6 protein-coding genes are annotated in these 16,124 nt (G+C 42.5%); all 6 read right to left on the minus strand.

What is annotated here, in order from left to right; translation table 11 throughout:
- A complete protein-coding gene (locus R3P39_RS13445) occupies positions 1–6,717 on the minus strand; it encodes an amino acid adenylation domain-containing protein (RefSeq protein ID WP_336568068.1) in 6,717 nt (2,238 codons plus the stop codon).
- An 18-nt stretch (positions 6,718–6,735) separates the two neighbouring features.
- Positions 6,736–8,439 (minus strand): cyclic peptide export ABC transporter, encoded by a 1,704-nt coding sequence (locus tag R3P39_RS13450; protein WP_336568069.1) that lies wholly within the window; start codon positions 8,437–8,439, stop codon positions 6,736–6,738.
- 14 nt (positions 8,440–8,453) lie between these two features.
- Positions 8,454–11,792, minus strand: a complete 3,339-nt coding sequence (locus R3P39_RS13455) for a non-ribosomal peptide synthetase (RefSeq protein WP_336568070.1) — start codon at positions 11,790–11,792, stop codon at positions 8,454–8,456.
- Positions 11,789–13,822 (minus strand): AMP-binding protein, encoded by a 2,034-nt coding sequence (locus R3P39_RS13460; RefSeq protein WP_336568071.1) that lies wholly within the window; start codon positions 13,820–13,822, stop codon positions 11,789–11,791. Before R3P39_RS13460 ends, R3P39_RS13455 begins: the two co-directional genes overlap by 4 nt.
- 9 nt (positions 13,823–13,831) lie before the next feature.
- A complete protein-coding gene (locus R3P39_RS13465) occupies positions 13,832–14,323 on the minus strand; it encodes a VOC family protein (RefSeq protein ID WP_336568072.1) in 492 nt (163 codons plus the stop codon).
- A gap of 130 nt (positions 14,324–14,453) precedes the next feature.
- Positions 14,454–16,118, minus strand: coding sequence for a hypothetical protein (locus R3P39_RS13470; protein WP_336568074.1), 1,665 nt, complete (start codon positions 16,116–16,118; stop codon positions 14,454–14,456).
- Between the last annotated feature and the right edge of the window lie 6 nt (positions 16,119–16,124).

The following is a 16,124-nucleotide window of genomic DNA, read 5'->3' on the forward strand; positions in this document are numbered from 1 at the left end:
TTAAAACTCGACCTCTTCAATTTCGTTTTCAACACGTTGAGTCAAACGTTGTTTTAATTCTTTTTTGGCTATTATTAAGTCGCAGAGCTGTGCTAGCTCACGGATATAGGGCGCTTCATATAGCGCTTTCAAATCCAGAGAAATACCGAACTGAGCCTGGATATGGCTGAATAAGCGCACCATCAGGAGTGAGTGTCCACCGATTTCAAAGAAGTTCACTGTGGTGCTTATGGTGTCTGGCTCTAAGTTCAATAATTCCGCCCATATGGTGACTAAAGCTTTCTCAGTTTCAGACTCTGGAGCAGTATACTTGCCCATGAGCGCCGCGCCATCAGGCTCAGGCAACGCTCGCTTATCTACTTTGCCATTGGCTGTTAACGGCCAACTAGGTACAACGATCAGCGCACTAGGTACCATGTGATCTGGTAACGATGACAGCAACTCCGCTTTAACTTGAGCAATCAGGTCCCCATGGCTTTCTTCGGTAATTGGGCTGTTGGGTTTTATATAACCAACCAGCAGCTGCTGCTGTTCAAGCTCTTTGGCCATCACCACGGCTGAATCAACTTCTTTTAGCCTTGTTAGGTGTGTCTCAATTTCACCTGTTTCTACCCTAAAGCCTCTTACTTTGACTTGATCATCTACACGGCCGATGTATTCCAAATTACCATCAGTTCGATAACGGACCAGATCACCACTACGATAGATGCGCTTAACCGCTCCTAGTGGGGTGGTGTAAAGCGTAAATTTTTCACCGTTTAGTGTTGCTCTATTGAGGTAACCCCTAGTTACGCCATCACCGGCAATACACAACTCACCAATGGCTCCCATTGGTGCGGGCACATCACCGTTTAAAATAAAGTGTGTTGTATTGTTAATTGGCCGCCCAATCGGCACACTGCCATCACACAGTGATAAGTCATCCGCTTCAGCAATCGTAAACGTAGTGCAACCTACTACTGTTTCTGTGGGCCCGTACTCATTGATATATGTTGCTCTCGGCAAACAATTTTTCCGCCACTTTTCAATCACTTTAGTGGTCAGCTGCTCACCTCCGATCACCAAACTATGTGCTTGGTCGCAAGGCTTGCTGCCAGCAAACAAAGGATATAAACCATCAAGATGAGTTGGAGTGAGCTTAAACAGCCAACTGTCCCCTTGCTCAAACAAGTACCAAGCTAGCTGCTCAAACATGCTAAGCATGTCTTCTGGCAGCACCACTAACTGTTTTCCAGAGATAAGTGGAGTGAACAAGCTTGTTACTGTCGCATCAAAGTTTAGCGACGTACTCATCACAGCCCCTGCTTGATTAGGCTGTAAATAACCCAGAGCGTAGGTAAGATAGTTAACTACGCCATGATGCTCAACCAGAACCCCTTTTGGCTTTCCAGTAGAACCAGATGTATAGATAACATACGCTAAGTGTTGAGATGTTAAGCCCAAAGACTGTATATCTAAGTTGCTCGCTGGCCAGTGACACAGGTTACTCTGATACTGATCATTCAATAATGCATCCAGAGCGATTAAGTCACATTCATAGCTGGAGTACAAAGACTCAAACTGAGTCTGAGTTAAAATTAGGCTCAGCTCAGCGTCGTTGATCATAAATGCCAAACGCTCCTCGGGATAACCAGGATCAAGAGGAACATACGCGCCACCCGCTTTCAGTATCGCCAAAATAGCAATAATCATTTCCTCACTTCTCTCGACGCTCAAGCCAACTAAAGAGTCCGGCTTTACGCCATAAGAGCCGCTTAGATAATGTGCCAATCTGTTGGCTTTCTCATTCAACTGTCGATAGGTAAGCTGTGTTAGTCCACACTGTAATGCAACCCGATCTGGATACTGTTGTGCTTGGACTTCAAATAATTCGTGAATGCAGCGACTTTCATCGTACTCGACCGCCGTACAATTCAGCTCAGCGAATAACATCTCTAATTCTGGCTGTGGTATTACAGAAATATTTTTGACCGCCGAAGACTCTCCAACACTATTCAGTAAGTTTGTTAAAGCTTCGATAAAGTAGCCGTGCAGCCTTTGTGCACAAATTCCATTTGCGGTCTGAATCGTCAAATTAAAGCCACCCGACAAGTCATAATCGTCAATGTTGACGAAAATAGAGTAATTATTTCTCTCATGGGCTCCTAAGACTTCCCAACCTTCTAATAGCTCGTTTTCTCCCTGCAGTTCAAGCGAGTGTCTATAGTTAAGAACGGAGTTGAATAATTCACCACCGAAGGGCGTCAGATTTAATATTGACGAAAGTGGTGTTTGCTCAACATCAATAAGTGCTCTCAAGCTTCCCGCAACTTGATCGATCGCTGCATCTGCACTCATTTCGGCCAACGTTACTTTGAGTGGCAAGGTATTAATAGCCATTCCCATTGTTCTTTGGCTACTTGCAAAATTATTTAGTCTGCCTGACAGTACAGTGCCAAATATCACCTCTTGATTACCAGTGCATTGAGAAGCCACTTGTGCCCAAACGGTGTGGAAAATGGAAGAAATGCTCTGACCCGTACGTTTAGAAGTGCTGCGTAGCTTTTCCCCTAGCTCCATATCAATACGGTGACTATATGTATGTTCTGGTGCAGTTGTCGTGGAGTCAAACAGAGTCGTTTTCTTTTCTACGGTAGCTAGCTGCTGCTCAAAAAACTGAATTCCTTGCTCATCACTATTTTTCATCTTCGCATAAGCTACAAGGTTCCGATAAGGTGTCGGCGGTAACAACGCTTCTGCTTTACCCAACATTATCGCGCTCAGCTCTTCTACGAGAATATCTAAGCCAATATGGTCGATAATCAGGTGATGATGCTCAACAAGTACAATGAACTCGTCAGATCCTACGCAGCTACCGACTTTTAGCTGTAGAATAGGTCCTTCATGGAGTGAAATTCGTGGTGACTTATAGCTTTCCAGCTGTGTACGCCCCTCTCCTAGCGTCTCATATTCATCAAGTGTTATATACTCGACCGAAACCTCACAGTGACTCAGTACAACCTGAACAGGCTCAGGTAGCTCTTCCCAGAAAAAGACTGTTCTCAACGTATCATGGCGCTCAATCAGAACCTGTAGAGCGGTCATAAATTGCTCAAATCGTGTTTTCCCGGTCAGCTTCAAGGTAAACGACGTAAGATATAAGTCTTCCTCTTTATCTAAAATATGATGGAAAAGCATCCCCTCTTGTAATGGGCTAAGTGGATAAATATCCGCAATATTCGCTTTCCCTCCAGGCACTTTGTTAAGCAACCCTGATAATTCTCGCTCTGTTAGATCCACCATATTAAGCTGCTCAACAGTTACATCCTCGTTGTCAGCAATTAAGTTCCTTGGTGGCACAAATGCTTCTTCCTGCTCATCAAGTTGCTTCACGTTGAGTGAAATTTGCTGGATTGAAACAGGTGACAAAATATCCGCAATACTAATGCTCAAGTTATGCTGCTTAAACATTGATTGAACGTTTAACGCAAGCAGTGAGTGACCTCCTAGCTCATAGAAACTGCTAGAGGTGCTAATAGCATCGTTGTTTAACTGTAACACTTCTGCATAAATATCAACCACCAAGCACTCAAGCTCAGTCTTAGGTGCGACATATTCTCCTAGGGTTGTCGCTGTATCAGGCTGAGGAAGTGCCGCTTTATCTATTTTTCCATTGCCATTAAGCGGCCACTCATTCACAACCACTAGCAAAGTGGGGACCATGTAATCAGGCAGCGTCGACGCTAATTCACTTTTAATACTTGCAACCAGCTCTGCTTTTTCAGCATCGCCCAGTGAGGCCGTAGATTTAACATAGCCCACCAGTTGTTGGCTGCCAGAGATTTCCTGTGCCACCACAAGCGCTGACTCAACGGCAGCTACAGCAGTAAGCTGCGACTCAACTTCACCTAATTCTATTCTGAAGCCACGGATCTTGACTTGATCATCGGTACGCCCGACAAATTCAATATTACCATCCGCTATATAGCGAACTAAGTCGCCGGTACGGTATAAATACTTCGAACTATCGAGGTTAGCCTCACTGTAAAATGGGTTACGGATAAAACGTTCAGCTGTGAGCGAGTCTCGTTTTAGGTAACCTCGGGCCAAGCTGCTCCCACCAATATAAAGCTCTCCGATACAGCCGAAAGGCACTAACTCCTTTTTATCATCAAGAATATACGCCGTATTATTGTTAATTGGCCGACCTATAGGGGCGCCGTTCTCAACCTTCTTCAAATCACATGCAGTGGCATACACAACAGCCTCAGTTGGGCCGTACACATGCATTAAACTGATGTTTGGATACTGTGCTTTAAACTGCGCTACCGCCCGAGTATCACAGCGCTCTCCACCAAATAGCACCTGCTGTACATGGGTATTGGAGAAAGCTCCATTCTCTACTAGAAGGTTAAATAGGGCCGTTGTCGTAAAGAAGTTAGTAATACCGTCATTCTGGATTTGCCTTTGGAAGTGCTTGGCATCCAATGCTAACTCTTGAGAGTATAGGTGTAATTCCGCGCCTGAAGTTAGACTGTAGAATAAATCATATACAAACCCGTCAAAAGCATGAGAAGACAAACTTGCTATTTTGGCGGAATGCTCCAAACTTGCGTACGTTGCAGAAGAGACAAATGCAACGACACTTTGATGCTCAACCATCACACCTTTTGGCTGCCCCGTAGAGCCAGAGGTATATATCACATATGCTAGGTTGCTAGCATAGAGCTCGGCACTGGGATTATTAGTACTGTAATGGCCACCTAAAGCCATAACAGTGTCATCAAGAATGCCATCGAGCATCAAAGTGTTGCCGTCAAAGGTATGCAAAACAGAGCTGGCTTCAGACTGACTAAGGACAAGCTGCAAACCGCTATCTTGACACATATACTCAAGACGTTCTTGAGGGTAAGCTGGGTCTAACGGCACATAGGCTCCACCAGCCTTCAAAATAGCTAAGATCCCAACCACCATTTCTAACGAACGTTCTACACATAAGCCAACTAACGTCTCAGCAACTACCCCTTGCGTTTCAATCAAATAATTAGCCAGTTGATTCGACTTTTCGTTAAGAGCCGCATAAGTCAATTGCTGCTCATTAAATACCAGTGCGATCTGTTCCGGCTGTACCTTCGCTTTATACTCAATTAGCTCATGGATGCATTGCTCTTTAGGGTACTCAGTTGCAGTGTCATTTAATTCATCTAATAAAAAGCTCCGCTCGTCATCACACAGCAACGTTAGTTCAGATAACTCTCTGTTGCTTGATTCAAGCTCAACAAGTTGCTTAAGCACCGTATTAAAATGCGTCGCCATAGTCAGAATAAAAGACTTTTCGAATAACGCAGTAGCGAAATGCCACTGGCATGAGGTTCTGCCTTGGCTCTCAATACAGTTTAGATGCAACTGAATATCAGTATGCTTTTGCTTTGGCTCAATAATCTCAACGTCCATTGCTCCCAGCTTTTGTACGCTTGACTCAAATGCTGAGTAAGTAAACATAACCTGAGTTACCAGCTCATTGGCTAGTGACGATGTCCTTAAGATGTCACTCAATGGTAATGCTTTATGCTCCATAATTTGGTTTAGCATTGCTTGATAACGTGGTAGAGCTTGTGCGACAGTCTCTGACTCTGCACACTTAAAGCGAATAGGTAATGTATTAACAAAATATCCAACCAATGGCTGAAGCTCTGCATCGTCTCGGTTTGCAACAGGGGAGCCAATCACCACATCCTGCTGCTGACTGTACTTCGCAAGCAGTAACGTAAAAGCAAATTGGAACAAGGTGTACATCGTAGTGTTATACTTGCTACATAGTTGCTTAAGACTTTTGCTCAAACTGTCAGCAACAGGCAAAGTCACAGTCTCTGCGCTCAAAGACATGTTTCCAGTATTACCATTTTGAGCTAAGTTGAGAGATTCAGGAGCGTCGCTCAAATACTCCGACCAGAACTGTTTATCAATATCGGCACTACTATGCTGGAGGTAATGCTCTTGCCACAAACTGAAATGACCATATTCGTGTTCAAGTGCAGGAAGAGAAAACTCTTGGCCACTCACCAATGCACTGTAAACCAAGTTTAGTTCTTTATTAATTAGCTCCAATGACCAACCATCGGTAGCAATATGATGACATTTAATAAGCAGATAGTGCTCAAATTCTGACTGACTTACCACGCAGGCTTTTAGCAGCAACTCTTGGTCTAATGCAAACTCATGCTGCTGGAAAGACTCAATGGCAACATTTAGCTCACCTTGCTGATGACTTCCATCCGAAGCCATTGAAACCGGTAGCTTAAACTTTGGGTTTGATTGGATTGTTGCGGTTAGTACACCACCAATGTCACGGTATGTCGTGCGTAACTGCTTGTGCCTCATAATGAGTATATTGAAAGCCTGCTCCAGAACCGCTGAATCAAGCTTGCCATTTAAACGTAAAATTCGAAAAAAATTGTATGGCTGTCCTGAGGTCAGCTGCTCCAACAACCACATTTGTCGCTGCCCAGCAGAAATAGCCCCAGACTTCTCAAGTGGTTGTGAAAAAATCGCAGACTTCTCGTTTCTCCACTCTAGATCTTTAATTATTTCGACTAGCTGCTGTTTATTATCCTTTATGAAACCGATTTGCTCTTGTTGTAAGACACCCTGTGGAGCATTAACTTTCAGCTGTTCTTTATCAACACTCAAGGACACATTGTTATTTATGCAATAATCTAAAAAGGTACTAATATTCATAACACGACTCCTTTATGTTTAAGCGTGGGCCACTGCTGGCTGTACTTTTTTTTCAAATTGAGTTGCAGCTGATTGCTCTATGCTTTTTATGGCGCCAGTTTCCATTTTGATAACTGTATCGGCACAACCGAAATATCTATCGTCGTGCGTGATAGCAACGACCAGTTTTCCTTTAGCTTTCAACTCGGGGAGTACTTGGGTATAAAAGAAGTCTTTAAACTCAGGATCTTGATCAGCCGCCCACTCATCAAAGATGTAAATATCTTTGTCTTCCATAAGTGCTACAAGCAAAGCTAAACGTCTTCTTTGACCGTCGGAAAGCTTGGTGGTGGTAAAAATATTTCCCACTAACTCCGTCTTCCCCGTCAACTTAAACATATCCATATAACGCTGTACTTTGTCACGATCGATTTGCTCTGTTGAAATATATAGCTTTTTAAACAGGTGATAATTCGAAAAGATAACTCCAACCTTTTCACGCATTTGCATTAAATTACTTTCAGTGATAACTGAGTCGTCAACTTGAACACAACCTTTTGTAGGGCGATAGTGGAACGAAATTAGTTTACTTAACGTTGATTTGCCAGAGCCATTGCCACCAACAATGAAGTAAATATAGCCCTTTTGAAAGCTTAAACTCACGGGCTTCAACGCAAATGCTTCATCCACATCATCAGACTCATACTGATACTGCGCATTAGACAAAGACAGCGTTTGCCAACCTTCACTGAAAACGGCATTTCTGCTTGTGCTATATATTTCAGGTTCTAACTCTTGTAACTGGTGTACCCTCTCCAATGATACCTGTGCAATTTTTAACGTTTGCATCATAGATAAAATACTGGCTATTGGGCCCGTTATATAAAGTAACGCCATCACAACACCAAATTGGCTGCCACTTGAGCTGAGATACTCTGAGGGCAATAGAAACACGACAGCACCGATAACAAAGAAGCAAATCATTTCACTTGCATTACCTGCCAGGTGAATAATGGCATCTCCCCGCTTTTCTTGAGAGGTCGAGCTCGAAAGTGGATCTGCAATTTCTTCAGCAAGAAACTGCTTACCTTTCTCATGACTGAGCTTCATTTCGTAGGCTCCAAAAATTAGCCCTCGGATCCCTTCTTGCAACGTATCTTTGTCATTACGAGAGCGTGTATATAGGCCTTTAGCAAATAACACTGGAAGTTGGAACAGTAACACACCAATAACAATAGCAACGCAAATGAATGCGAATACTTGCAAGTCAAGATAAGCTAGATATGTCAGCATACCTAGCACAGTTACCATTGATACTATTATCATCGGTATAGCGACTGCAGCATCGGTTATTCTATTCACATCATCTACCACGATGTTTAATATTTTAGAAAAACCGATTCGCTCAACTGTATCGACACCTAAAGCTTGAATACGCTTGGCAACATTTAGCTTAAGATCCGCAGAAGCGGATTTAGCAATGTTATTAACAAAGATCACGGAAGCCACTTTAGTAAGCAAGATGGCAGTGACAAAGATAAAAAAGCCAGCACTCCCTTCTTCAAGCACTACGTAGTTTGACACCTCCAATGTGCCTTTTTCTAACCCACTTAAAATAAACGGAATGATTAAGCTATATAGCGCTCCTGACAACATGCCTAACATAACCGCTAAGACAAGTTGCTTGGGCGAGTAATTATATAAAAGCTTACTAAGTGAGGTTAAATTTTTGTTTTTTTTCATTGTCATCACTCTTTTTAAAATACTAATTCTTGATTATTAGTATGCTCTGTCACTGTGGCGTTAAGCTGCTGTAGCTTTTGCTTTTCCAGTTCCAAATCAATTTGCTTTGCACATAAACGAATGGTTGGTGTCGTCATAAATGAGGCTATAGATAGCTCTATTGAGAATAAAGCATTCGCCCTCGCTACCAGCTTACTGGCTAGTAAAGAGTGCCCACCTAATTCAAAGAAATTACCTTCCACAGAAACTGATGGGGTATCGAATAGTTCACTCCACAAAGCCTGTAGTGCTTTTTCCGTAGCGGTTTCTGGCTCAACATAACTCATAGTTAGCTGCGGAATTGGCAGTGCCTTGCGATCCACTTTACCGTTTGCATTGAGTGGAAAACTGTCCATACAGTAAAATAGGGTTGGCCTCATTGTTTCAGGAAGCTGCTTGGCTAACTGCTCTTTAATTAGCTTGATCACCTCTCCCTCTTCAGCACCTTCTTGAATACTAAAATAGAGCACTAATAAAGTTTCACTACCCTTTATCACCTGAGGGTGTACCACACACTGCGTCACCATATCGATAGCATTTGTGCAGCACTCAATATCCCCCAACTCAATACGCACACCACGCAAACTAATTTGGTTATCTAGCCGACCATAAAACTCATAGTAACCATCTAAATTGCGCTTTGCTCTATCTCCTGTTCTGTAGATACGCTGTTGTAGTTTTTGCTCATAAATAAAGTGACTCTTCGTCTGCTCTTCGTTATTAGTGTAGCCTGATGCAAGTGATAAACCTGCGACACATAACTCACCACTGACGCCATCTGGCTGTAAGGCACCATGTTGATTCATAATATAATAATTTACATTAGGGTGTGGCTGACCAATACAGTAGCTGGACAGCTGCACCGCCTTAGCATCATAACTACTGCTCACTACCGATGATTCCGTCATTCCATACAACACCCGAATTTCCACATTATCTCTCCAGGCACGCAGCTTTTTTAGTAATGCTTCAGGTACTGGCTCACCACCCACCAGCAACAACCTTAAGTTTGCATAGCAAGTTTCATCTAAGTGCTGTACTTCATCTATCCAAGAGGACATCAGACTAGGCACGGCATGTAATACAGAGGCACTTTGGGTATTTTCAATTAGTGTTGGTAGTAAGTTCACATCATTTCGGGTGACTATTTCGACTGTTCCACCACTAACAAGAGGAACGAATATTTCTAATAAAGATACACCAAATGCTTGAGAGCCGATTGTCGGCATAACATCATCGCTTGAAAACTCAAATACTTCTCGATTTGCGATAATGGAATAAAAAATACTTTCATGCGAAACCGCCACCCCTTTTGGAATGCCAGTCGAGCCTGATGTATACAACACGTAAGCAATATCACTCAGCGCTATCGCTGGCATCACAGCAGGCTTCTCGCCAGGCTTTAACTGAGATAAGGTAACGACCTCTTGTTGCCAATACTCCGTTTCAGCAGTGAACTCACCGTCTTCAGTTATGATACAACTCAGATCGGCACTTTTGCATATTTGGGATATTCGAGCCTCTGGGTAGCTTGGGTCAATAGGGACATACGTAAACCCTGCGCGCATGATACCAAGCATAGCAACAATCATATCAATTGACTTTTCCATGCAGACAGCGATTCTGCTTCCAGCAGCATAGTCAAGGTTGATAAGAGAACCAGCGACTCGTGCGACCTGATCGTCTAATTCGCCGTAAGTTAAGCTTCTCTCTCCCTGGCGAATGGCTACTTTGTTCTTAGCGGTTGAGGCTTGTTCACTAACAAGAGCTGGTAAATTTTTAAACTTATCAAAGTTACTCTTTGCGACTTCCTCAACAGCTTTAGTTACAGTAAAATCAGCTTTTAAAAAGGGCAGTGTTGGTTCAGCAATAAGCTTTGTAATGAACAGCTCAAAGTACTCACCTAAGCGTGATATCCACTCACTACTAAATAAGTCAGTGTTGTATTCCCATACAAACGCAAGCTGCTCCTCTTTAGTGAAAACATGAATTGAAAAATCAAACTTAGAAACATCCTGATCGTTTTCAAGAAATTCAACACGGCAATTTTCAAGCTCGAACTGCTCGAGTGCATTATCCTGAGCAACCAACATAATCTGCACTAATGGTAAGTGGTTAGATTGGTTTTCAACACCAGCACATTCCACAATCCTATCAAATGGTACATATTGGTATTGCTTGGCGTTTTGAACTAGCTCTTGGCACTGCGAAACAACAGCGTCCAAGTCGTCATTATTGGAGAATTGAAATCTAAATGGTAGCGTATTTGCAAACATCCCAACCGTGTGGCCTACATTTTCACAACTTCGATTGGCATACACAGAACCAAAAACGATGTCTTTGCTATCGCTCATCCTTGAGAGAAAACAAGCAAATAGAGATTGCAACATGGAGAAACTTGATACACCATAGCGCTTCGCTTCCGCTTTTATTGCTGCTGACAGCGTTGGGTCTAACAGCTGCTTTCTCCGCTTACCTACGACCGTCATGACTGCAGGCCGTGAGTATTGCAGCGGAAAATTATGGCAACTTGGCGCTCCTTGGAGCAGCTGCTGCCAATAAGTGATCCCCTGCTGCCCAAGTTCAGAGCTTAAATACTGTCGTTGCCAGTCGCAAAAATCAGCATATTGCGCTTTGACAACTGAAGGCAGTTGTTCGCCATTCATGTATGCATATGCATTGGAAAGTGTTTGCAAAATTACCTTTGCAGAAAACCCATCTGCAGCAATATGGTGAACATTGATGCTTAAAACACTGTAATCAGGGAGTTGAAAAACATGTGCTCGTATAGGCCACTCTGTAGCAAGGTTAAAGCGATAATTCGCTTCTGCCCGAAGTGCCTCAGCTAAGGCCAATTCATCCTGTAACTGTGTATACGGTAATTCAAAATCAGTCATATCTTGCACCTGCTGCAAGTTATTAGACTCACTATATACCGTTCTCAATACATGATGCTGCGCAATTAGACTAACAAATGCTTGTTCAAGCTTATTAACATCCAACTCCCCCGTGATTTTATAAGCAACAGGTAAATTGTAGTAAGGCTGCTGAGCTAATGACTCTAGCAAGTACATGCTATTTTGATGGCTCGACATTGGTGCCGTGTAAGCTTCTCCTCGCTCAATGACTTCAATATTAAAGACACTATTCCTTGCACCATTTAAGGCTAATATTTCTTGTTTGTGGTGTTTTAGTAATGTCACTTCAGATTCAGATAACTCACTTACACTGCCCTCTAATACAAGCTGCCCATTGTGGCAGCTCAGACCGATGCCTTTATTTGCAAGTGAGTCAAATAGCTCAGACAAGCTCATAATACCAATACTCCTTTATCAGATATTTTGACTTTGGGCGTAATAACTTTGCGCATTAAATTAACGTGTTCAGCCATAGCCCTTACACTGTCTTGTTCAAGTAGACTCTGCTCACTCAGATCCACATCACTAAATAGTTGCTTAACTTCTGAAGCGATTTCAATTGCTGATATTGAATCCCCACCAACTTGATAGAACTTTGCTGCAACAGAAAGCTTTTCTACTTCCAAGTGGCGGCACCAAACAGCATGAATTTGTTCTTCTAGTTCATTCTCCGGCGCAACAAATGCTTCATCGGCTCTACTGAGTTGAGCACTAAAAAGAGGAGAAAACTCCCCAAGCAGCCAACTTGCTTTGGTTTGTTTTCTTTGGATCTTACCGCTGGACGTCATGGGTATTGAGTATGGTTTCAATAGCACGATCTCGGTCACCTTAGTCCCACATTCACGATAAATATGTGCTCTAATGCTGTCGCTCACTTCTTGGTAATTTGCTTTTCGGAAAGCTTCTCGAGTGAGTTCAGTGACCAGCACTAACGCTTCTTCACCATACTGCTCCACAGAGAACGCAGCACTATAGCCACTACGAACTGCTGGGTGAGAATGACTTGCAGCCAATTCAATATCCTGAGGGTAATAATTCTTCCCTTGGAAAATAACTAAATCCTTATGACGTCCAGTAATGAAGATTTGCTTGTCTTTCAGCAGACCTAAGTCACCGGTTCTCAAATACACAGGCTCACTTTGCTTGCCATTTAATTGGGTATAACTTTGACCAAACACCTCTGACGAAGCTTCGTTTAGTCCCCAGTAACCATCAGCGACGCTTGGACCTGCAAACCAAACTTCTCCCACAAGCCCTTCTACAAGCTCATGCTTGGTATTCGGATCGACAATACAAACGTGATGCTCTTTTTCTGCAAAACCACAGCTGACTAACTCACTCGTGAGATCCGTAGCTTTATCATCGCTTGATTGCAGTTTGAACTCACCTAATGCAGCCTTGTCACACAATATAGTTTTAGGTCTACCTTCTCTAGTGATACCTGTAATAAAGACTGTAGCCTCAGCCATACCATAGCCCGGGTAAAAGCTATTATGCTCAAACCCACAAGTGGCAAACCGATCTGAGAATTGCCGTAGCGTATCAGCATTCACTGGCTCAGCGGCATTGTATGCAACCTTCCATGAAGATAAGTCAAGCTTATCAATTGCGGCATCAGAGACTTTTTTTGTGCATAGGTTATATGCAAAGTTTGGTGCGCCACACATTGTTCCTCGATAATGATGGATCGCTTGAAGCCAGTTTACCGGTTCTCTGACAAATGTCGCTGGAGACATTAAAGTTGAACTTGTGCCCAAATAGACAGGCCATAAAATCGCGGTTACAAGGCCAAGGTCATGGAATAAAGGTAGCCAGTTTACGAACACATCCTGGTCGGTTGCGTCCGAAGTTTGTGTTAAATGGGAAACATTACCAATAATATTCTTGTGGGAAATCATTACTCCTTTAGGGGTGCCAGTTGATCCAGATGTGTACTGGAGAAACGCCACCTGATCGAGTTCAAGATCTCGATTTACGTGTGGTTTTGTTTCAGGCAAAGTGTCAACCGCAATCGCTCTCACTTGCGCTTGTAATGTAGGGTCATAGGCAAAGCACTTTTTAATCTTATCGATTTCCGTTGCAATGGTAAGCGCTACTTTTGCGTTACAACTTTGGGCAACCTTAGTAATTCGATCAACCTTGCTACTCTTACTCGGTTGATAAAGTGGTACTGCGATCACCCCAGCAGCAAGACACGCGTAAAAGGTCACAACATAGTCTAAGCCTGACGGAAATAGAAGTAATACACATTCACCGGGCGCAGCTTGATGGCGGATCTGTTCAGCTCGAACCTGAATTGCATGCCAAAGTTGCGAGTGCGTTAGGCTAACTGGGGTAAGATCTTTATCAGTTAAGAAGCGAAATGCCACTTCATCAGGTTTGTTTTGGCTATTCTTCTCTAGAAAATCTATAATAGTATACTTCATATTAACCTCTTAATACGCACCAGCGTGCTCTAGCTGTTCAAATAAGTTTTGAATACTGGTTTTTTCAAACTGTGACGTTTGCTCCTTCTTTTCAATGAATTCGAACATAGTTCCCGAGTTTTTATCTCTGAGCGTAAAAATTTGCTTTAGCTGATCACCAAAAATCACATCCGTCGAAAATGCTAACCCTAAGTCCAACAGCCGATACCGAGTTTCCTCTAGGTTTTCGACCTCAATAGCCACATGCTGAACTCCAGGGCCATATTCATTTATAAAGCGCGAAACTTGAGATGCCTCATTTGTTCCTTGAACTAAAACAACATTAAAGCCATTGCCACATAGCTCAGCAGCGAGCATCCCTGAGAACTTACCTTCAATTTCACGACGCTTTAGCAGTTCAAAACCAAGAATCCCACAATAAAAGTCTATTGCTTTGTCTAGATCAATAACTGCAATTGCAAGATGATCAATACGGCTCGTATGGTCTAGTATATATTTCATTTTATTTTCCTTTATCGCGCGTACCGGCGGATAACTAGCTGCCAGATAAGCTAATTTAAGTATGGTTATTTGTTATTCATTCTATCTAAGTGGAGGTCCACTCGTGCAAAATTAAAGTGCTTTTTCGGTTCTAGTGGTTATCTCCTTTACGCTTCCAACGATATACCCAGTTAAAATGGACAGGCTCTACCCCTGTAGTAAATGGTTCCCCCCAGGCAGTAGCGTTGTAGGTCGATACTAGTTTGTTGCCGGCACGATGTAAGAAAGTAAACTTACGAATGTGACCAAACGCTAACTCATTCTCGCTTGTACCAATTTGCGCCATAAGTTCCAAGCAGCGGTCTAGTTCAGTAACCACTGAGCCATCTTTTTTATCGCATTCAAAGCTAACAACATCACCTTCATTGGTGATCACCCAAAAGCCACTAAAACTAATAGGCCCAGCATTAATCTCGATTTCACCATTATTTTTGAAATCAACATCAACAAGTGACAAGCCATCTGTATTTTCTAGTTTGAAACGGCCAGGTAACAAGGAACTTGGTTCGACATAGCTTTTCGTTAGAAAGTCGTGGCTATAAGTTTCATTACTCTCATTATAGAAAACAACGCTTGAACCACCTAAAACGGTTCCTGTGAATCCCATATTCCAAGCAGCTCCGCTGGCAAGCTCAATAAGCATTTCTTGATCATTTTTGTACTGCCATGTAAATGATTGCTCATTATTTTCTGTCATATTACTAGGATCTGTAAAAGTAATACTCCCAGTGTTGTCCGCATTAAAAAGCACTTCACTCCCAGCGCCATCAGCACTATGCACAAAACCAGCAGGAAGTTTGGAGTAATAGGTTTCATTAAAGTTTACATTGAAGTCATTGCGTAATGAGACCATTTCGCTAAATAATATCGTATAACGCTGTAGCTTTCTGAATTCAGACAAATCCAGCATATCTTCGGTTAGGCTTTCTGGAAACTTGATTTCTCGCTGGATCAAGTAGTCAATAATATAGCTATCATCAACCCCCTTTCTCAAAACAACGTCACTTACTGTCGTTTCAACCTCCAACTGAGTATCAGTTTGTCCAGAGACTTCAAACCAGCGTTTATCTGTGATGCGATTACTATCTTGTACAGCCAACGGGAGCACTTCCTCTGCACTCGATAAATTACCTAAAAAGGTACTATAACGGTGAGTTGATGATGCACTTATGGGTAGACTGACACTTACTTGGTTATCAATAAGCTTTGTAATAATCGGATTATCAAAGTTTTTTGATTGTTTAAGAAAAAACTTACCACTGACAGCTGTTAACTCAGCTAAGCTAGTGCGAGTTAAATTAATGCTTACCGTATCGTCTATCACGCCGTCTAAATCTCTGTCAGAGCTAATCTCCCACTGCGCAGCCCTTACATCGTTTCCGGTTAACTCAATCAACTTACGTGACTTAACTTCACAATAATCCACTGGCACAATAGTGCATGTGTTATCTATTACATTGATCGTTATCAGACCGCTGTTTTCTAGGCTCCAATGAAACTGATAAATTTGACCGCTTTCAATATATCGGCCTGTTTTAACCTGAGACTGCTGAATTCCTTGATTAGGAAATACACGATTATAATGACTGCTATGAAACTCTATTTGTACATTATCACTTTCCCACCCACCAATAAGCGACTTTTCATTCTGTAAGTTTATAGCTTTCTGCTGCTGCGTTGCTTGCTGTTCATCATAGTGTTCTTCTGCACACCCTAGCAATGTAGCTAAAACACAAGTTACCAAGATATATCTCATAGCTAT

Origin of the sequence: Pseudoalteromonas sp. UG3-2, from assembly GCF_037120705.1 — a bacterium.
Lineage (GTDB): Bacteria > Pseudomonadota > Gammaproteobacteria > Enterobacterales > Alteromonadaceae > Pseudoalteromonas.

Excerpts from the sequence above, each read along its gene's own strand:
- R3P39_RS13445 (WP_336568068.1), bottom strand. The coding sequence starts at position 6,717 with ATGAATATTAGTACCTTTTTAGATTATTGCATAAATAACAATGTGTCC.
- R3P39_RS13450 (WP_336568069.1), bottom strand. The coding sequence starts at position 8,439 with ATGAAAAAAAACAAAAATTTAACCTCACTTAGTAAGCTTTTATATAAT.
- R3P39_RS13455 (WP_336568070.1), bottom strand. The coding sequence starts at position 11,792 with ATGAGCTTGTCTGAGCTATTTGACTCACTTGCAAATAAAGGCATCGGT.
- R3P39_RS13460 (WP_336568071.1), bottom strand. The coding sequence starts at position 13,822 with ATGAAGTATACTATTATAGATTTTCTAGAGAAGAATAGCCAAAACAAA.
- R3P39_RS13465 (WP_336568072.1), bottom strand. The coding sequence starts at position 14,323 with ATGAAATATATACTAGACCATACGAGCCGTATTGATCATCTTGCAATT.
- R3P39_RS13470 (WP_336568074.1), bottom strand. The coding sequence starts at position 16,118 with ATGAGATATATCTTGGTAACTTGTGTTTTAGCTACATTGCTAGGGTGT.